The 20,625-nt window shown below is 37.6% G+C and carries 18 protein-coding genes; 14 read left to right on the top strand and 4 right to left on the bottom strand.

Annotated features, from left to right (window positions below):
- Nucleotides 1–47: 47 nt before the first annotated feature.
- The 10 genes from I5515_RS16270 (at nucleotide 48) to iaaH (ending at nucleotide 11,567) form a co-directional block, all read left to right on the top strand.
- Nucleotides 48–857, top strand: a complete 810-nt coding sequence (locus tag I5515_RS16270) for a sulfite exporter TauE/SafE family protein (protein WP_199968624.1) — start codon at nucleotides 48–50, stop codon at nucleotides 855–857.
- Nucleotides 858–1,039: 182 nt separating this feature from the next.
- On the top strand, nucleotides 1,040–1,924 hold the full coding sequence (locus I5515_RS16265; protein WP_199968623.1) for a phosphoribosyltransferase family protein: 885 nt from the start codon (nucleotides 1,040–1,042) through the stop codon (nucleotides 1,922–1,924).
- 11 nt (nucleotides 1,925–1,935) lie between these two features.
- Nucleotides 1,936–3,429 carry a nicotinate phosphoribosyltransferase gene (locus tag I5515_RS16260; protein WP_199968622.1) on the top strand — a complete coding sequence of 498 codons (1,494 nt, stop codon included), beginning with the start codon at nucleotides 1,936–1,938 and terminating at the stop codon, nucleotides 3,427–3,429.
- A 60-nt stretch (nucleotides 3,430–3,489) separates the two neighbouring features.
- Complete coding sequence (locus tag I5515_RS16255) at nucleotides 3,490–4,257, top strand: NUDIX domain-containing protein (protein WP_199968621.1); 768 nt, start codon at nucleotides 3,490–3,492, stop codon at nucleotides 4,255–4,257.
- Nucleotides 4,258–4,329: 72 nt separating this feature from the next.
- Nucleotides 4,330–5,724 (top strand): methylenetetrahydrofolate reductase C-terminal domain-containing protein, encoded by a 1,395-nt coding sequence (locus I5515_RS16250; protein ID WP_199968620.1) that lies wholly within the window; start codon nucleotides 4,330–4,332, stop codon nucleotides 5,722–5,724.
- 252 nt (nucleotides 5,725–5,976) lie between these two features.
- On the top strand, nucleotides 5,977–7,563 hold the full coding sequence (acpA, locus tag I5515_RS16245) for an acid phosphatase (protein WP_199968619.1): 1,587 nt from the start codon (nucleotides 5,977–5,979) through the stop codon (nucleotides 7,561–7,563).
- A gap of 534 nt (nucleotides 7,564–8,097) precedes the next feature.
- A complete protein-coding gene (locus I5515_RS16240) occupies nucleotides 8,098–8,466 on the top strand; it encodes a hypothetical protein (protein WP_199968618.1) in 369 nt (122 codons plus the stop codon).
- Between the two features lie 198 nt (nucleotides 8,467–8,664).
- Nucleotides 8,665–9,093, top strand: coding sequence for a hypothetical protein (locus tag I5515_RS16235; RefSeq protein WP_199968616.1), 429 nt, complete (start codon nucleotides 8,665–8,667; stop codon nucleotides 9,091–9,093).
- 201 nt (nucleotides 9,094–9,294) lie between these two features.
- A complete protein-coding gene (locus tag I5515_RS16230; protein WP_199968614.1) occupies nucleotides 9,295–10,014 on the top strand; it encodes a response regulator transcription factor in 720 nt (239 codons plus the stop codon).
- 92 nt (nucleotides 10,015–10,106) lie between these two features.
- Entirely contained in the window at nucleotides 10,107–11,567 is a 1,461-nt protein-coding gene (iaaH, locus tag I5515_RS16225) for an indoleacetamide hydrolase (RefSeq protein WP_199968612.1), read from the top strand.
- A gap of 221 nt (nucleotides 11,568–11,788) precedes the next feature.
- Here iaaH and I5515_RS16220 read toward each other — a convergent pair whose 3' ends face one another.
- Nucleotides 11,789–12,229: an HD domain-containing protein gene (locus I5515_RS16220; RefSeq protein ID WP_199968610.1), complete on the bottom strand. Its 441-nt coding sequence runs from the start codon at nucleotides 12,227–12,229 to the stop codon at nucleotides 11,789–11,791.
- Between the two features lie 788 nt (nucleotides 12,230–13,017).
- On the opposite strand from I5515_RS16220, the gene I5515_RS16215 reads away from it, so the two are divergent.
- Together I5515_RS16215 and I5515_RS16210 are read left to right on the top strand one after the other, a co-directional pair.
- Nucleotides 13,018–13,572, top strand: coding sequence for a TetR/AcrR family transcriptional regulator (locus tag I5515_RS16215; protein ID WP_199968608.1), 555 nt, complete (start codon nucleotides 13,018–13,020; stop codon nucleotides 13,570–13,572).
- A gap of 189 nt (nucleotides 13,573–13,761) precedes the next feature.
- Entirely contained in the window at nucleotides 13,762–15,066 is a 1,305-nt protein-coding gene (locus I5515_RS16210) for an MFS transporter (protein WP_199968722.1), read from the top strand.
- Between the two features lie 123 nt (nucleotides 15,067–15,189).
- On the opposite strand, the gene I5515_RS16205 is transcribed toward I5515_RS16210, so the two are convergent.
- Together I5515_RS16205 and I5515_RS16200 are read right to left on the bottom strand one after the other, a co-directional pair.
- On the bottom strand, nucleotides 15,190–17,451 hold the full coding sequence (locus I5515_RS16205; RefSeq protein ID WP_199968607.1) for an ATP-binding cassette domain-containing protein: 2,262 nt from the start codon (nucleotides 17,449–17,451) through the stop codon (nucleotides 15,190–15,192).
- 97 nt (nucleotides 17,452–17,548) lie between these two features.
- Complete coding sequence (locus I5515_RS16200; protein WP_199968605.1) at nucleotides 17,549–18,070, bottom strand: winged helix-turn-helix transcriptional regulator; 522 nt, start codon at nucleotides 18,068–18,070, stop codon at nucleotides 17,549–17,551.
- 142 nt (nucleotides 18,071–18,212) lie between these two features.
- Between I5515_RS16200 and I5515_RS16195 the strand changes: the two genes are divergently transcribed.
- Together I5515_RS16195 and I5515_RS16190 are read left to right on the top strand one after the other, a co-directional pair.
- Nucleotides 18,213–18,995 (top strand): SDR family NAD(P)-dependent oxidoreductase, encoded by a 783-nt coding sequence (locus I5515_RS16195; protein ID WP_199968603.1) that lies wholly within the window; start codon nucleotides 18,213–18,215, stop codon nucleotides 18,993–18,995.
- A 42-nt stretch (nucleotides 18,996–19,037) separates the two neighbouring features.
- Nucleotides 19,038–19,463: a tautomerase family protein gene (locus tag I5515_RS16190; RefSeq protein WP_199968601.1), complete on the top strand. Its 426-nt coding sequence runs from the start codon at nucleotides 19,038–19,040 to the stop codon at nucleotides 19,461–19,463.
- A gap of 407 nt (nucleotides 19,464–19,870) precedes the next feature.
- On the opposite strand, the gene I5515_RS16185 is transcribed toward I5515_RS16190, so the two are convergent.
- Nucleotides 19,871–20,107, bottom strand: a complete 237-nt coding sequence (locus I5515_RS16185; protein WP_004961824.1) for a VF530 family DNA-binding protein — start codon at nucleotides 20,105–20,107, stop codon at nucleotides 19,871–19,873.
- Nucleotides 20,108–20,625 lie beyond the last annotated feature (518 nt).

The raw sequence follows: 20,625 nt of genomic DNA, 5'->3' as shown, positions 1-20,625 counted from the left end.
ACATGGCTATTTTATATCATGCCTCTATAAACGTGAGGAAGATGATCATGCTATATGAGCTATTTTTATTTGGGCTGCTTTCAGGCGTAACCACTTGGTTATTTGGCTTTGGCGGTGGTTTTGTTGCTGTGCCTTTGCTTTATACCTTGATTATTCACAAGTGGGGCAATGAAAGCAGTGTTGGCATACATGCTATGCAAATCGCCGTGGCGACATCAGCCTTTGTGATGTTGTGCTCGGCAAGTTTTGCAACTTTTCGGCACTATCGGTCTGGACATATAGATTGGCAAAAGATCCGCTTTTTATGGAGTGGTATCGCACTGGGTGGAGTTGTTGGTGCGGTAATGGCCTCATTATTTAATGGAAACTGGCTTCGCTGGATATTTATGGGCTATGTGTTCGTAACGATTATTGATTGTTATTACAGACCAGGCTTTCTGGTGACATCAATGCAAAAGCAACATGATGGTCAAAATAGCGAACTTATTAAAGGCGGAATAATTGGCTGGGTTGCAGCGCTTTTAGGTGTGGGAGGAAGCGTCATGACGGTTCCGTTATTACGGCGGCGGGGTAGTTCTATGGCAGAGGCTGCTGCTATTGCAAACATTCTCACGTTGCCTTTGTCTTTAACTGCAACGCTGACCTATTGTGTATTGTCACTTTGGCAATCTGAATGGACACCTAGTGGATTTATCGGTCTAATCTGGTTTGAAGCTGCATTATTTTTGGTTGCAGGAACATGGATCGGACTCTATTTTTCAGAAAAATTTATTTCAAAACTACCTGATTTATGGCGAGCAAAGTTGTATCCATTACTTTTGATAGGAGTTTTTTTAGTCATGACTTTTGTAAATTAATTATTTTTTTCAATATCTTGAATAATAATTTATATTAAATAACGAATTTATAAACGCTCTAAAACTGCAAATTTTATGTCTTAAATGGCTTCGAAAAAAGTTTAAAAAAATAGACTTGCAACATATAGTGGCTTTATGCCACTATATATTCATCGAAGGTCATTAGACAAAAAGAGGATGATATGGCTATCCAGCTTTTAGATGCGGCAAGAAATGAAATTCCAGTGAAATTTACGCAGTTTTCTGGTGGCGAGCGTCATGTTCAACTTGATGAGACAACTTTAGGTTCACTATCTGGCACGGTATTGGTACGTGCTCAAATGACCTCAAGTCATGATGTGATGGATTATTTACTACTTGAAAATATATTGCTGACTCAAGGCTTAACCGTTGACCTAGAAATTCCATATTTTCCATATGCACGTCAGGACCGTATTTGTGCAGTTGGCCAAGCATTTTCTCTCGATGTGATGACGAAGTTACTCAATATCAATGCCGATAAAAAAGCGGGCAAACAAGGCAAGCTGACTGTTTGGGACTGCCATAGTGAAGTAACAACAGCTTTGCTCACTGCCAATACTTCTTTTAACGAAGTTGTAAATGTGAGTTCAGTTGACATCATCGCAAAGAGTGAAGCACTAAGCACACTGTTAAAAGATGAAAAAACCGTGCTGATTTGCCCAGACAAAGGCGCAAAAGCACGTACACAAATGGTTGCAGATGCTTTTAATGTTGAGTGTAAACAACCAATCACTATTGTTCAGTGTGATAAAAAGCGTGACCCAGTGACTGGCAAAATTTTGGGTACACATGTACATGCGACTGATTTATCAGGCCTAACAGCGGTCATTACCGATGACATTTGTGACGGCGGTGCAACCTTTATTGGTATTGCCAAAGAACTCCGTCGCCTTAATTGCCATAAGGTCGTTCTATACGTGACTCACGGTATTTTTAGTAAAGGAATTGAGGTTTTTGATGGATTGCTTGACCAACTATTTACCTCAGACAGCTTTCCACAACAACCATCAGACAAAATTTCAGTAATTGCTTTTGCAGCAGAATAAAGAGAACAAAGATGACTATTAAACTTAATCCATTAAACGCTATCGATTTTTATAAAGCTGATCACAGACGTCAGTATCCCGAAGGTACAGAGTATGTATATGCTAACTTTACGCCGCGTTCATCTCGACTCGCAAAAATGTTGCCTGACTTTGACGATAAAGTTGTGTTCTTTGGGCTTCAAGGTTTTATTAAACACTTTTTAATCGATACATGGAGTGAAGGCTTTTTCAAACAGCCTAAAGACAAAGTGGTGGCTGCTTATAAACGCCGTATGGATAGTTCACTAGGTGAAGGTGCAGTACCGGTCGATCACATTGAAGCATTACATGACTTGGGTTATTTACCTTTACGCATTAAAGCATTGCCAGAAGGTAGTCGCGTCAATATGCGTGTACCCGTGCTCACTGTAATTAATACCAATCCACGTTTCTTTTGGTTAACGAATTATATTGAAACCGTGTTAAGTGCTGAGCTGTGGAAAAGCTGTACTACAGCAACTATTGCCTACGAGTACAAACGTTTATTAACTCAATATGCTGTAAAAACTGGCGCACCACTCGATTTTGTACCTGTGCAAGGACACGATTTTAGTAGCCGTGGTATGAGTGGAATTTATGATGCAGCGCAATCAGGTGTAGGCCACTTAACCAGTTTTATTGGAACAGACTCGGTTGCTTCAATTGACTACGCCGAAGAATACTACAAAGCAACTGGTGTCATCGGGGTCTCTGTACCAGCGACCGAACACAGTGTGATGTGTATGGGCACCGAAAACAGTGAGCTAGAAACATTTAAGCGTTTAATCTGCGAACTTTATCCGTCTGGTGTTGTCAGTATTGTGTCTGACACTTGGGACTTTTGGCGAGTCATTACAGAGTTTACCGTGGCTTTAAAACCTGAAATTTTGGCGAGACAACCGAATGCTTTGGGTTTGGCTAAATTGGTTTTCCGTCCTGACTCTGGCGACCCAGTTAAAATTATTTGTGGTGACCCAGACGCCGAAGTTGGAAGTCCAGCCTACAAAGGTGCAGTTGAATGCTTATGGGAAGTGTTCGGCGGTACAACAACCGACCAAGGCTATAAAGTATTGAATGAGCGTGTTGGCTTAATTTATGGTGACTCAATTACTCTAGGCCGTGCACAGCACATTTTGGAAGGGTTAGAAGCCAAAGGCTTTGCTTCAAACAACTTGGTGTTTGGTATAGGCAGCTTTACTTATAACTACTTAACTCGCGATACCTTTGGGTTTGCTGTAAAAGCAACTTGGGGGCAGGTCAATGGTGTAGGTCGAGAGCTGTTTAAAGACCCGATTACGGACTCTGGCGTAAAAAAATCTGCTAAAGGTCTATTACGCATCGAAGAAAGTGAAAATGGTTTTACCTTGTTTGATGAGCAAACAGCCGAACAAGAACAAGGCGGAGCACTAAAAACCGTCTTTGAAAATGGTAAACTTCAATATGAGTGTACTCTGGATCAAATTCGTGAGCGTTTATCCATCGTATAACTGAGTTTAGATGAGTCGTTACATGGGTATCGGCTCATCATTTTTATTGAGAGGCTGAACGTGACTATTCAAACTGAACAAGAATTCCTTGCCAGTTATGATCGCCGAGATTATGACGCACCTTTACTCACTGTCGATATGGCTATTTTCTCGGTATTTAATGGTCAGTTGCAGGTATTACTCATTAAGCGTCCAAACTTTCCAGCCAAAGATCAATGGGCTTTACCGGGCGGTTTTGCCGATTTAACCCATGATCGAGACTTGATGGCCACGGCATATCGTAAGCTGGTCGAAAAAACAGGAATTGCTTCGCCATACTTGGAACAAGTTGTCTCTGTCGGCAACGCGAAACGTGACCCGCGTGGTTGGGCCGTGACCATTTTGTATTTTGCTTTAATTGATTTTAATGCGTACCAACACCAAGCCTTGGCTGAATACAGCGAATGGGTGCCTGTAGTAAAAGCACAAGATTTAGCATTGGCATTTGATCACAATGAATTGCTCAGCTTAGCTTTAGAGCGTCTCACCAATAAAACTCGCTATACCGCATTGCCAGCCAGTCTCATGCCTGAGTTGTTTACACTGACTGAGCTACAAACCATTTATGAAATTATTCTTGGGCAATCTTTAGATAAAAAAGCGTTTAGGCGCCGTATGATAGAAGCGGGTGCAGTTGAAGAAACCAACCACAGTAAAATTGTGGGCAAACGCCCAGCTCAGCTTTACCGCTATGCACTCGATTCTTTCGATTTTATATTTCCTCGCTCACTCGAATTACCCAGAAATAAAGAGAGTGAAGATAAGCAAAACATTGAGCTTTCTGACTAGCGCATATTGATGCGCTTTGATTTATAATGCCGCGCTTATGATTGATGTCATGTTTTGATCAGCACTTTGCCTATGTCACACGTTTCTCCTTGCTTCCAACCAAATCAGTTTTTTGTGTTGGTGGAATATCTCACTTCACTGCATGAAATTTATCCTGTGAAACATGAGTTTGCAGGATATCCGGCGGCAATGACATTGGCAGATCGTGTACATTCAGATCATGATATTGCGCCACTTGATGCCAGCAAAAGTTACCCTGACTCAATCGATAAAGTCTTACACTATTCAGGTAAGGCCCGAGATATACAAGACTTTGAGCAGTTTTTAGAACAAGCCCAAGCAGCCAATATTCAAAACTTGTTATTGCTTACAGGCGATAAACTTAAAGAACACCATAATGGTCGAGATGGGCAGCCTCGTAGTCGATACCTAGAGTCGGTAAACGCCGTAATGGCAGCCAAGCAACATGGTGGTTTTCGTATTGGCGTTGCTTTTAACCCATTTAAATATGTTGAAGCTGAGCGTGATGCCCAGTATTTAAAACTGCATAAGAAGATTAAAGCAGGCGCAGACTTTATCATTACCCAATTGGGCTATGATATAGAAGCTTTAAAACAAGCCAAATCATTTTTAACCAAGCATGATTATTCACAGCAAATACTGGCTTGTGTGATGCCACTGACTTTGGCACGTGCCAATTTTATGGTGAAGCATAAAGTGGCAGGTATTGTGATTACTCCGCATATGCTAACAGTTCTGGCAGATGAGAAACAGGCAGGGCATACTGACCGTGTTTATTTACGCTGCGCTTTACAGATTTTGATATGTAAACATTTGGGATTTGCAGGAATTCATTTATCTGCTTGTCATAAGCCCGAAGAGCAAATGTTGCTTGAAAGCTATGTCGAGCAATATCGCCATTTGGAGCTTAAAGCCTTAGAAGAGCTTTGGAACTCACTTTGGCAAGTCACCACAGGCAAAGAATTTGCGCCTGAAATTTCTAGCTTTTCGCATTTGCCTACTTCTAAACAAATGATTAAATATCGCCAGTTACATGTGATGCATGAGGCGCTGTTTGATTCAAAAATTGCTAAAGGCGTTGGACGGTTTATTTTTAAAGCGTCATTTTGGGAAAATACTTTGGTTGCCAAAGCATTACTTAAAACCGAAGTATTGAGTAAACATAGCCTCGTGGGCTGTGAAAGTTGTGGTCAGTGCCGTTTAGGTGACACTTTATATATTTGCCCTGAAACTTGTCCAAAAGGTTTAGCCAATGGGCCTTGTGGTGGAACAACTTTAGACCGCTGCGAATTTGGTGACCGTGAATGCATTCATTCAGTCAAAGCAAGACTTGCAAAAGCTCTTGAGCAAACCGAAGTATTAAAAGAAAAACTCATTCCAACCGTGCCGATTAAAACGAGAGGAACTAGTTCTTGGAAAAACTGGTATTTAGCAACTGAGGCTTGAATTTACCTGCCTTGGATGGTCCTAAAACACAAACTAACGTTGATGCAATTACAAAACAGCAAGGTAAATTACCACCCATTACTGTGCCCGAAAATCAACAAATCCCGTAATAAGAAAAAGAAATTCGTCCTTAGTAATCCAGCTGTCGGTTATTTGTTGGTTTAGTCATTATCTTGACTTATTTAGCTATTAATTTTTGCAGTAAGGAGACTGACACACTCTTAAATTTAGTCTGATTAAGGAAAGCTTACAATGAAAACATACACTATAAAGATGCGAGGACTATTGGTGGCTGCTTTGGCCATCGGACCTATGTTTCTGGTTGGCTGTCATGTAGGAAAATCATCAAGTGATACGAGTGTTTCGGTAGCACCTAATGATATTAGCAAAGTACAAAACGTGGTGGTGATTTATTTGGAAAACCGCTCATTTGATAATTTATTCGGTAATTTTCCAGGGGCAAACGGTATAAATAACTACACTGCTGCTAATGCACAGGTTGATTTTGATGGCAAAACAACGCTGACAACATTGCCTCCAGTATGGGGAAGCGAAACCGATCCAAATTTGGGTGTAATCAACAAGCTAACTAACGCACCTTTCCGCCTTGATGCTGCACCAGTTAGTCTTGCTCAATCTGCTACAGGTCCTGACCTTGTTCACCGCTTTTACCAAAATCAAATGCAGATCAATGGTGGAGCAAATAATATGTTTGCTGCTTATTCCAACCGTGGTGGTCTGGTGATGGGTAGCTACGATGGCTCAGGTCTGAACCTATTCAAACTTGCTCAGAAATATACATTGGCTGACAATTTCTTCATGGGTGCATTTGGTGGTTCGTTCCTAAATCATCAATATTTTGTATGTGCTTGTGCGCCGTATAACCCGGCAGCACCTGCTAGCATGCGTGCTATCGTGACTACACCAGGTGGTTCTAGTCTAGTAATTGATCCTGCTAAAACACCAATTAGTGTACAAAATGGTCAAGTTAAGTTTGTCCAAGATGGTCAATATACGGATGATGGTTATGCTGTGAATACCATTTTGCCTCCTTATCAACCTTCAGCTTCTGCAGCTGCACCGGGTGCTAACCCAATGCTGGCTAACCAAGCCGACCCGAATAATCCAGTATTGCCTCCAATTGATTCTAGCAAGACCATTACTATTGGTGATACGTTGAGTAATGGTGGTATTAGCTGGAAATGGTATGCTGGTGCTTGGAACAATGCTTTGAAAGAAGGCACTTCACCGAATATCGGTACGACTGCTAACCCGTACAAAATCATCTGGGCTGAAGAACCGGGTCAAGAAGATTTCGAGCCACATCATCAACCATTCAACTACTATAGTCGTTTTGATCCAACAACAACGTCTGGTCAAAATGAGCGTTCTGCTCACTTAAAAGATGCAATTGATCTTTATGCTGATGCAGCAGCTGGTACTTTACCAGCAGTTTCTTTCTATAAGCCAGCTGGTAACATCAATGCTCACCCAGGTTATTCAGACATTCAGAGTTCTGATGCAGAAGTTGCAAAAATTGTTGGAGCATTGCAGAAGAGCCCACAATGGGGTCATATGGCTGTGATTATTACTACAGATGAAAACGGTGGTTTCTTTGATCACGTAGCTCCGCCTAAAGGTGATCGTTTTGGTCCAGGTACTCGTATCCCTGCAGTTGTGATTTCTCCGTATGCTAAAAAAGGGTTTGTGGATCATACCTATTATGACACTGCTTCTATTCTGAAATTTATTACCAAACGCTTTAACTTGAAGCCATTAGCTGGTTTCCGTCAAGCGACTGGTGACCTGACTAACGCGTTTGATTTTAGTCAAAATTAATTAGGAAGTTTTACGATTTATAACTGCATGGGGGGCTGGCATAGTTATAAAAGCCTCCCATTCGATTAGGTTTTATTTTAAGGTCAATAGTACCGATTGAAACTAGAGAAACCAGCTCTTAGAAAAATTTGAGACTTAAGTTTTTTATTAGTACTTGATTTGATTTTGTTAAAAAATCAGAAAATATGCTAAAGGACAGCTATAATTTTAAAAATAACAATTGTTTGCCTTAATTATGTCCAATAAAAACGATTGCGTAGGAGTATACTTAAAGCAAATCTTTTGCGTTAAAAGAAAGGCTGTCTCAATGAAAAAGTTGGTTGCTGCACTTGCTGTAATTGTTATTTTAACTGGATGCGTTTACGACCCTGTTAATTACGACAAAATACACGACCAAGAGTTCCAAGACCACCTCAGGCAAAACGGTTAGTAATAAAAAACCCACTCAATGAGTGGGTTTCATTTTGTGAGTTTTTTGTTTATAAATAACTGATGTTCTTGATAATATCTCTTAAATTAAATTGTTAGATTAAAATGAAAAGATATTTATTATTAACTTGTATCATCGTTTCAAATGGCTGTATGGCATATTCGGATACTCCTAGCCTTCAAACATCGTGTGAACGTATAAGCATACAAGCAGAAAAAGTTATGGAGAGGAGACAAGCAGGTGTAACTTTAAGTGATGAAAAAGAAGTACTCAGAAAATTCAGGGAAATACATAAGTTTAATTCTGAAAGTTCAAAATCAGCATATGAAATAGTTTTAAATAAAATCTTAATTGAGGTTAATAATGAAAATATCAAAGAAAGTGACTTTGAAAAAGAAATGATGATCAGTGGCTACAGACAAAGAATTTTCTATAAATGTTTATCTGGCGAGCTTATTGACAACTCAATATAAGTTCTAAAACTAAAAAATAAAAAGACTCTGTTTATAAAAGCTCGTATATGCGGGCTTTATTATGGATTCTACAAGCTAAACGAGTTTATTTATTAGGAGACGAAGCATCGGAAAAATAAGATACGGAGCAATAGATTTTTTATTAAAGTTATATAAAATTTACATATTCCAATATTTTGTAATGAGCACAAGAATTTTATGGGTAGAATATTATTAATTTTTATAAGTTTATTGATTATTGGCCCAGTGTACAGTGCTGATGATTTTTTCGAAAAAAAACCTTCTATCTTAATTGGTAAGGATGAAGGGATTCAAAATAATAACAGTCGTGAGAAAGTAGATTTTTTTGAGTTATCAAATCAACAAAAAATAGATCGTACAAATCAAGTTTTTAGACAGGCTGAGCGAAATAAAGACGTTCTATTCCAGACGTCAAATATGACTGATTATGATAAAGCACAATATTACAGAGAAAATAAGTTTGATAATTATAGAGGGTATTCACCGCACATTGAATCTACACCTAATCGACAAGTAATGTCAGAAGAAGAATATGAAAAGCTAATGGAGCAAAAAAGAAAAGCGAGAAAAGTTGATCGAAGCCTTCTGTATTTATTCGACAAGTAATTTCAGAGGAAGAATTTCAACAGCTAAAAAAGCATAATTTTTTTCATGGAAAAGTGTTATTAGGAATTATACTTTAAAATTATTTTAATATTTGCACATAAATGTTATAGAAAAGGACGAGATCGGTCATAAGAATAAGCTCAAAAGAAGCGCTTAACCGATCTTCTTAAAAATCGATGGATTTCGTTAAATAGGCAGACTATGACTGCACTTTTAGAAAAAGATTTAAGCCCGTCTGAGTTCACCTTGTTTTCTGAAATATTATGGAAACTTGGCTCAGGGAAAGGGCAATACAATTTACGTGAAAATATCATTGCAGATATTGCCATTTTATTAAGAGCAGATTTCGCCGCATCTTATATTTGGGATTCAGCGCATAACTTATCGAAAGAAGGCGTGATATGGAAAATCGACCCCAAAGCCATGGAGGACTATGAGTGTATTTGGCAATTTGCAGACCCTATTACTGCACAGCTTCGTAAACTCCAGAAACCGACATTTGTAAATGAAGTCATACCTCTCACAGACCTTAAAAAAACACCGTATTACAATGAGTTTTTACGCGCCTATGGTTTGTATCACGGCATAAATATTTATTTTGTCCGAAATGGTGTAGATGTTGGTGATTTACGTATTTGGCGTGCACAAGATGCTGAAATGTTTGGTGAGCGTGAAAAAAGAATATTAACTCTGCTTGAACCTTATTTTACTCAAGCCTTACCAGCAGATTTATCAACCCAATACGGTTTGACTTCACGTGAACAAGAAGTGGTTCAGTTGGTATCTAAAGGTTTAAGTGATAAACACGTGGCAAATTTACTGGGTATTGGCTTTACCACATTAAGAACTCATTTGAACAATTCTATGAGAAAAATCGGCTGCAATAATCGCACTGAAATGGCTTTGCTCATTCAACATTAACGTTTAAGCAATCCTCAATTTTGAGGATGCGAATGAATGGGCAATTTGTACTAAGTTCCTAAAATTACAACTTAAATGGATTCTAAGTTACTATGTTAAATACAAATGAAAAAAATAACTGGATTGAATCACTTGATCTATCAAATGCTTCAGTAGATATCATTACTCAATTGATTCAAGAGAGAAAAGTATCTTGTGAAGAGCTTGTGCATCATTACTTCGATACGATTGAAAAACAGCAATCCTTAAATGCATTTATTAGCACAGATAAAGCTTCGGCAATTCAACAAGCTCAATATTGGGATAAATACCTCTTAAGTGGAAAACCATGTCCAGCTTTGATGGGTATTTTAATTGCGGTTAAAGATAATATTCATGTTGCAGGTTTCCCAAATAGTGCAGGTACGCCAGCTTTAGCTCAATTTAGACCTCAAACTTCTGCGCCCGTTATTCAAAAACTTATTGATCAAGGCGCGATTATTGTTGGTAAAGCCAATATGCACGAATTGGCCTTTGGGGTCACAGGTTATAATACTGCCATGCATATAGAGGGCGTGGTGGGTATACGAAATGCCGTAAACCCGTTACACATTGCAGGCGGGTCTTCTTCGGGTAGTGCGGTGGCTGTTGCGGCGGGCATGGTTCCGATTGCTATGGGTACAGATACTGGCGCTTCGATTAGATTACCAAGTGCTTTAAATGGTTGTGTGGGTTTTCGTCCAACAGTAGGACGGTATTCACAAAACGGTATTACCCCAATTTCACATACTCGGGATACCGCTGGCCCCATAGCGCATACTGTATCGGATGTTATTTTAATTGATGAGCTTATTACTCAAGAACCAAGAAAAAAACCATTACCCCCTCATCAAATTCGACTCGGTATCAATTCATATTTTTGGAATAATTTAGATGAAGATGTTCATGAGCAGGCGCATATTGCTCTTGAGCTTTTAAAAGATGCAGGAGTCGAAATTATTCCTGTCGATATGCCGAATTTAGAACAACTTAATCAAGCGGTTTCATTTCCTGTGGCCATCTATGAAGGCAAATATGACCTGATTCAATATTTGAAAGATTATCAGGTAAATTTGACTATAGAGGCTGTAGTCGATCAGATTTCAAGCCCAGATGTACAGGCAGTTTTTAAATTGAATATTCTTCCTGAGTTAACTATAGATCCGACGGGGCAAATTGTTCCAGTTTTACCTTTGTATGAAAAAGCCATTAGTGAAGCTCGGCCACAGTTGATTGAACTCTACCAAAACACCTTTAAAGCACATAACTTACATGCTTTATTATTTCCGACGTCACCAATTGTTGCACCACTTGCAAACGAACAAGTCTATTTAATTGAAACTTTCCAAACACTCATGCGAAACACAGACCCCGGCAGTAATATTGGAATACCGGGACTGAGCTTACCCATTGGAAAGGGTGCGAAATCAAAACTGCCAGTTGGTTTTGAAATAGATGGCCTAGCTCATCAAGATAGTGAGCTGCTTGCAATAGGAATAACTTTAGAAGAAATTTTTAAGGGCTTAAATAAGTAAAAGTAGGCTGCCTTTGACGTATTTAAGCAGAGATTCGCCGTAGGTGATTTATGAGCAAAAATTTGCTCAATTCTTAAGTTATTAAATAGGATTGAGCAAATATCTGCACAAAATGGTAAATGTCAGCTAGAGCAAGAGACTTTTCTCATGGTGATTTTGATTGCGTTACAAAATCAAAGTGAATCGTTTTAGACTTAATAAACCTAGCGAGTTTGACCTTTTCAGCCCAACCTATCTTGCGCCGTTGAAACAGCTAACATAGTTTGAAGGTAATAATCGACACGTGCGTGATTATTGTCCTTATGTGAGTTATGCGCATTAAACGCTGCATCATGAAGTTTCACGACTCGGGCAATTGGATTTAAACCACAACGGAATAAATATTCTTCACGTGTTTCATCTTCTCGTTTGGTTAATGCATCGACAGCATCACGGATTTCTTTTCCAAATAAACTTTCGATTTTGTCGAGTGTAAGAGGCGTGTCTTCAACACTATCGTGCAGAAGGGCGGTAATAATGTAGATTTCTGAAAATTGATGCTCGATTAAAGAATTGACCACACCTTTAATATGGTAATCAAAGTAATCATGAGAACCATACTTTTGACCTTTATGAGATTCTTTTGACAATGTCTCTGCGAGTTCAACTTGATTTTGAGTCATTTTTTGCTCTTATCGCTTTAAGTATATGACGCGGCCTAATTTATAAGATGGTCGATTAGGTTATAATTTTATACTGAATACTTAGATTAGGCATAAGAGTAATTGCTCATTTTTATTTATTCATTCTTATTTAATATGAACCAAACCAGACCTTAGGTCTCTATAACTTTAAACTTTAACTTAATGATATAAAAGCAGATTGTAAATATTACTTAAGAGTTTCCTTAAATATGTAATTGAATGAAAAATAATAACTATTTAAATAATTTCTAGCCAATTTTACATTGACACCTTAAATATCTGAGATTACCATTTGCGGGCTGGCCTACATCGCCAGTCGGTTTTAGCAGACCGTTTGTTTCGACCGCATCAGGATTATTTCTTCTGAGGAATAGTTTTGTGCGCGCACTCCCAGTTCCCTCCCGTAGCGGTAGGACGGGAGAGGGACACCCTCGGGTGTGCTGGAGTCGAAACCAGTCTGCTAACCTTCTTCCGTTCTGCCACCATAATTTTATGCTCTGGCAGAACTCCATATATAAGGAGTTGGCTTTGCTCATCCATAATTTCTTGGCAACCATTGCCAAAAGCTATAACGACACAACTTAAAAATTTAAAGCAGCTTGATAACCTTTAGGGTTTTCAGGCTTTAAGTCATTACGGCTCAAAAAACTTGCATCAACAATAAAACTTGAGATGTGCCAAGCACAGTCTTACGGCTTTGCTATGCCTTTTTTTCTCCTAAAAAAGTATCTCTTTTAGAAACAACAAGAATTTATAACGGAAAAACTATGCCACATTTAGAAATCTCTTCCAAAAAACTAAAGGTCGTCCAAACGGCTATACACTTATTTACCACTCATGGTTTCCACACAGCGGGAATAGACCTGATTGTGAAAGAGTCCGAAATAACCAAAAGCACTTTTTATCATTATTTTCAGTCCAAAGAGCGCCTGATTGAAATGTGTATCGTCTTTCAAAAGAGACTCCTTAAAGAAGAAGTGCTAGCGATCATTTATTCAAACCGCTACTACACTTCAAGTGACAAACTCAAAGAAATTGTACGTTTACATGTCTGTTTTAATAGCCCGTATCATTTGCTGTTAAAAGCCATATTTGAAATTAAACTCGTTTATTCGCAGAGTTACCGCATGGTAGTTGAATATCGAAAATGGCTACTTCATGAGATTTTCGATCTGATTTTTAGTCTAGAAACTTATGCAATAAAACCAGATGCCAGCATGGTGTTAAACCTAATCGATGGTTTGATGTTCCAGTTTTTAAGTTCCAATAGTTTGGAAGAAAGGGATCTGGTGCTAGAGCAGTTTTTTAAATCAAGTATTTGAATATAAAAGTTAATTTAAAAATTTGATGCGATGAGTAGAGCATAAGCGCCGTGCGATGAACCGAAAAGTTAATATTTTGACTTTTGGGGGCTAATATTGCTATTTTGTTTTACGATAATCGTAAATTGATTATGAATAACATAATTAAAATGAAAATAATTGAAAGCGCAACATGGAGAAAGGATGACCATGAAAGAAGTTGCATTAAGTGATTTGATCAATCAGCACAAAGTTGGACGTTATCAGAAATTTATTCTGTTCACCTGTTTATTGCTGATGATTATGGATGGGTATGACATTCAGTCCATGGCTTACGCAGCCCCAATGATTATTGAAGAATGGGGCGTTCATAAAACCATGTTAGGCGTTGTGTTTAGCGCCAGCTTATTTGGTTTGTTTGTCGGATCATTTTTATTAAGTTCACTTTCTGATCGTTTTGGCCGCCGTCCAATCCTACTAATCTCAACCTTTATGTTCTCTATATTGATGCTGGTAACACCACATGTCGGCAATATTGAGCAATTGACTGCAATCCGTTTTGTTACAGGAATTTTTTTAGGAGGTATCATGCCAAATGTTATGGCTTATAGCTCCGAAATTGTTCCATATAAATCTCGTATTTTCACCATGATGGTCATTTCTTGTGGTTATACGGTCGGGGCAATGTTGGGAGGAGGTATATCTGCCTTATTAGTTCCTTGGGGAGGATGGCAGGCGATTTTCTATTTTGGCGGTATTGTTCCTTTAATTATTTTCTTTATCACATTCTTTAAGCTGCCAGAGTCTTTATATTTTTTAAGTGAAAATAGCAAAAATACCCCCCAAATTTTGTTTTGGTTAAAGAAATTTTATCCTGCATTAACATTTAATTCAGAGATGAAAATCATCAATACAACTGAAGTTCAGGTTAAGAAGTCACCGCTTGAGTTATTTAAAAATAAGCGTGCATTTTTTACCTATTCCATTTGGATCATCAGTATTTTAAACATGATCAGTCTCTATTTTCTGGCGAACTGGCTACCGACTTTGTCCAAAGAGTCAGGGCTGTCATTAAATCAGGCATTGATGATCGGCTCAACTCTACAATTAGGCGGTACGATCGGTAGTATCGTGATGGGCCTTAAAATCGATAAGACTGGATTTTATAAAGTATTAATTCCTGTTTTTTTTGTTGCAGTGATTAGTGTTGCTTTAATTGGCTATGCTGTTAGCCATATTGTTTTATTATTCATCATCATTTTCATTGCGGGCTTTGCGATTGTGGGCGGGCAACCTGCCATTAATGCGCTGTCTGCGAGTTATTACCCAGTTTCACTTCGTACCACTGGTGTGGGCTGGAGTATTGGGATTGCCCGTTTGGGTTCGGTCATTGGTCCGTTATTTGGTGGCTATCTTTCTCAATTTCTGGTCATTACCCATTTATTTGTGATTGCTGCAATACCTTCGTTGTTCGTTATTATCATGCTAATGATTCAGGCCAAGTATCGGTCATAAGGCTATCTACAAGTGAATGAGCGGGAGAGATTGCTTGAGTATTTCTTACTGCAATTGGTGTGAGAGTCGATCTGACTCTCACATTTTAAAAAACTGATTGTGCCAAGCTAGGCATTCAGATTGTTACAGCTCTAGATACTTTTTCAAATAGTGGCCAGTGAATGATTTTTCTGCTGAGAGCAAACTATTAACAGTTCCAGAGAACACCAATTCACCACCTTTGTCACCAGCTAATGGACCAATATCAATAATCCAATCTGCTTGGCTAATGATATCTAAATTATGTTCTATAACGATGATCGTATTGCCTTTTTCAACTAAGCTATTTAATAAACTAATCAATTTTTCAGTATCAGAAGGGTGTAAGCCTGTACTCGGCTCATCTAATACAAAAATATTATCTGTTTCATTAAATTCTTTTGAGAGTTTTAATCTTTGCCGCTCGCCACCGGAAAAAGTATTTAAGCGTTGGCCAATTGCAATATAGTCTAACCCCAAACTTACCAATGAATTAAATTGCTGTTGCAAATTACGATCTTCAAAAAAGTGACTGGCTTCTGTAACAGTCATTTTCAAGATTTCAGCAATGTTTTTACCTTTATAGTGATACTTTAGCACCTCTGGGGCGTATCCTGAGCCGTGACAAAGATCGCATGTCATTTCAACATCATCTAAAAATGCGAGTTCAATTTTCTCGATACCTGATCCTTTACATTGAGGACAGGCACCTTCGCTGTTAAAACTAAAGAGCTTAGCACTCACTTTATTTGCTTTTGCAAATAGTTGACGAATCGGATCAAGAAGGTCTAGATAGGTTAGTAAATTTGACCGGATGCTTGCAGTAATTGCAGATTGATCAATCACTTTTGTTTCAGGATATTGTTGCGGTAAGACTTTACTGATTAACGTACTTTTTCCAGAACCCGCAACGCCTGTAATCACGCTTAGACAATTTTTGGGAATATCGACATCAATATTTTTTAGATTGAATAAATGGGCATTTTTAATCGAAATCCATTCACAACGAATGCGTGGTGTTTTCTTATAGACATTTGGTCTTCTAAAAAACTGGCCTGTTAAACCTGATGAGTTCTTTAACTCTGTGAAAGTCCCTTGGTAAATAATTTGACCACCATTGACACCAGAAAGAGGCCCCATATCAATGACATGGTCAGCTGTTCTAATAAGATCAGGGTCATGTTCAACCAGTAAAACACTATTTCCTTTATCTCTAATCTTTTGAATGATTTTAATAATATTATCTAAATCTTTTGGATGCAGCCCAATACTTGGCTCGTCAAAAATGTAGAGTAAATCAACTAGACTATTACCCAAATGTTTAACCATCTTGATTCGTTGTGATTCACCGCCTGATAATGTATTGCTCACACGATTAAGGTTTAAGTAACTGAGACCAACTAAGTTTAAGTTGCTCAGCTTATTAATGAGCTCATGTAAAACGGTTTCAAATTTCTCACTTTTTATGGACTCTATAAACTCTAAAAGCATTGATACAGATAGAGCTATACATTCAGCAATATTTTTACCGTTAATCTTACAAGATAAAGATTTTTGATTAAGCCGTTGGCCTTTGCATAAAGAACATTCTTTGGTTGTAATAATCTGCTCAAGCTTATTCCCATAACGATTTCTTTCCCGTGTTTCTCCTTTTAAAAAGTTACGTTCAAATCTGGACACTAATCCTTCGTAAAGTGCAGTTTTTCTCCATTTACTTGTTGGATTCAAAGGTTTGTGCTGAGGGGCATACAACAACAAGTCCCATTCTTTTTCACTATAATCTTTTAATTTTTTATCTAAATCGAAATAACCTGAATCTGCATATCGAGTCCAACGCCATGCTGTAGGTTGATAGGTAGGAAAATTGATAGCACCTTCTTCATTTAAAGATTTATCTAAATCTAATATTTTATAAATATCAATCGTTTGTTCTAAACCAATACCTTCGCATTGTGGACACATGCCATTGGGATGATTAAAAGAAAAAACATTCGAATATCCAACAAACGGTTCGCCCATACGTGAAAATAATAAGCGAAGATTGGCGTAAATATCTGTAATTGTTGCAACGGTTGAGCGGATGTTACCCGTTAAACGCTTTTGATTAATAATGACAGGTACATTTAAATTCTCAATTTTATCAACGTCAGCCACGCCAAAATGCTGTAAACGGTTGCGTACAAAACTATCTTGAGTTTCATTAATTTGTCTTTGAGCTTCGGCGCCAATCGTTTCAAAAACTAAAGAAGATTTACCTGAGCCAGAGACACCAGTAAAGACAACAATTTCATGTTTTGGGATTTTTAATGAAATATTTTTAAGGTTATTTTGTCTGGCTCCATAAATATTTATTGTTCTTTTAGTCATGTGTAATCACTTGAACTTAGGGATTTATAGTAAAAGTAAAATAAAATTGATGAAAAGGATGTATATGTTTATTAAGTAAATAGTTTAAATATTAAACTTAATTATCACTTTCTGTAGAAATAAATTGATGTTTTTTGGCTTGCTCGAATCGCCAGAGCGTTGTTTCATCAGCTGCTGGTCCTGGGGTAATCATAATTTGATTGGGATGAATCACTTCTTGAGTTTCTGAGCGAATAATTGCCAAGGAAATGGGCGCATTACTGCTTTTTTCAACGGCCATAAGTTGTGGAGAAATTTGTTCTTCTTCATCAAAATTATTTCCCAATTGCAGCATCATTAAAATAACCAAACCTATTTTTTGACCTTTAGATGTCGGAATATATTCGTAACGTTCGGGTTTTACTTGATACATTTTTTTTTCAATAAGTTCATTTTTTTCTAATACTTTCAGTCGATCAGAAAGGGTCGCATGAGTAATATTTGTCGACTTTTTAAGCTCATCATATCTTCGTAACCCTAAGAATAGATCACGCATGATCAAGACACCCCAACGGTCATTTAAAAGACTCATTACTTTGGCGATTGGGCAGTTCATACCATCAAAGTCATTCGATTTCATTAAGAACTCCAAAAAGATTTTCTATTATTTCAAACAAATAATTAAATTCTGAAATTTTATATTTACAACTCTAATTATAAGAGCTATAAACTCAAAACACAATAACTCTAATTATAAGAGTTACTATTGAGGATATAAAAATATGACGCTAACAGACAAAACTGCTTTAGTAACAGGAGCATCTTCTGGGATCGGTGCAGCCTATGCGAATCAACTGGCAAGCCGAGGATATAATTTAGTACTAGTTGCACGTCGTGAGGAGCGACTTCATAAATTAGCATTTGAAATAAAGCAAAAGTATTCAAAAAACGTGGAGATCATTGTTGCCGATTTAGCAAACCCAATTGGTTTGAAACAGGTCTGTCGTCGTATTGCTGATATTGAGCAATTAGACATGATTGTAAATTGTGCGGGTTTAGGTGCTCTAGGAACAAATCAACTGGTCAATCCCGAATCGGTTGTTCAGATGTTGCAGGTAAACGTAATTGCATTAACGGAACTATCTTTGGTTGCAGCTAAACGTTTTAGCCAGCAGCAATCAGGTCATATTATTAATGTCGGTTCTATTCTGGCTGTAATGCCTGTTGCTGGGGCTGGTGCATATAGTGGCTCTAAAGCATATGTTCTAAATTTTTCGAAAGCCTTACAAGCGGAATTAAAATCTTCGGCTGTTAATGTTCAAGTCATCATGCCTGGACCCGTGAAAACGGAATTCTTTGGTGAGACCACTGCACCATTTCCTGAAGCATTGTTTATGCAACCAGAAACATTGGTTGAGATCGGATTGATCGCCTTAGATCGGGGAGAAGATCTAATTTTCCCAAATTTAGAAGATGTATCGTTATGGGAGCAATATGAAGCTTCACGACATGTTTTAGTTAAAGGGCTAACTCAGTCAAGTGCAATCCCGTCACGTTATTTATAAGTCAGTGTGAATATATTTTTAATTTAACAAGAGGAATTTGATATGCCAATGTGGAAAATATACCATCCTGAAAATGCATTTAGTGATGAAGATAAGCAACAGCTTGCACAAAACATTACACAGCTTTATTCGTCTTTCTTACCAAAATTTTATGTGAATGTTTTTTACCATCCGATTACTGCTTCAACTTGTTATATCGGTGGACAAGAGAGCAACGATTTTGTCCGAATTGCGATTGATCATATTGCTCGCTCAATCACTTCACCAGAGGCTCAACAACAATTCTTAAACGGTTGTACTCAGATTTTGAATCCTTATGTTCAAGAAAGAGGATATCGCTGGGAATTACACGTGAATGAAACCTCATTTGAATTATGGACAATTAATGGGTTTAAACCACCTTTACCAAATACAAAAGCTGAAACAAAATGGAAGGCAGAGAATAAACCTTCCGCATATGATGAATAACTTGTTACCTTGAATATATAACCAAGTAAGAAACAGTCTGTATAAAGCAGATTGTTTCTTTGGAACAAAAATGTAGCTATAAACCTTTGCGGTTTAGGATAAGTTTTTTAATTGTTTTGGGTTAAATTTAAATAAAAGCTGCACACATGTACTATATCATTTTTATGTGTATGTAAAGGTTGTTTTTAAAATTTTTAATTAATTTTTAATAGTTTATGGAATAATCGGTATGTTCGAATTTAGCCTAAGCAAATTAATAACTTTGATGTTCAAAAGGTTTAGCAAAAGAAATCTGTATGACAGCCAGTAGCTAAAAAATGCAGCTTGCAAGGCTGTGGCTGTAAGCAATTCGGTTCACTTTTGTCTAGGAGAGTGGTGGTAGTCCACCACTAATTAAAATGCTGAGGCTACGATTTCTGTTTTGCTTTTTGCCGTAACACATACAAATATAAGTTTTCTACTTTTTCACGTGCCCATGGTGTGGTACGTAAGAATCGTAATGATGATTTAACACTTGGATCTATGCAAAAACATCTAATTTCAATTTTACGACTTAAGCCTTCAAATCCACCGTAGTAATCCAATAATTCATCCAAAATGTCAGCAAGTTTTTTGCCGTGTAAAGGGTCATTGGAGGCGTTCATAATAGATCAACAATATTTTAGGAGTCCATTATTATAACCAGAGCTAGTTGGAATCCAAAGAATAGCTGTACACACGTACTATATCAGTTTTTTCAAGCGTGTAAAGGGGTTTTTGAAAATTTAATTATAAATTTCAATGAGATATAAATAAATCAATGTATTTGAATTTAGCCTAAGCAAATTAATAACTTTAATATTCAAAAGGCCATTTAGGGAAAGAAATCTATATAGCAGCAGCCAGTAGCCAAAAATACAGCCCGTAAAGGTGGTAAGTAGCTTACGCGTTCTAGCTAGGGCAAAATAAAAGTGTAATTACATTTTATAGAAGGCTGCTTAGAGAATTATTTTGGCTAAGATTAGAAATAGGGTTAGCCAATTTAAGTAATTAAGACTGCCACGGCTTAGTAAGTTGCTTGAGGAGCAGATACCAAGCTAAGAATTTACTGTATTAAAGAATCAACGGCGTAGCAGCAACGTAGAGTAGCCAGGGCTTTATATTGGTAGGTTCACACATATCT

This window comes from Acinetobacter calcoaceticus, from assembly GCF_016508255.1.
GTDB classification, from domain to species: Bacteria; Pseudomonadota; Gammaproteobacteria; order Pseudomonadales; family Moraxellaceae; genus Acinetobacter; species Acinetobacter calcoaceticus_E.
The sequence above is the reverse complement of the archived record's forward strand: the minus strand, read 5'-3'. Positions and strand labels throughout refer to the sequence as shown.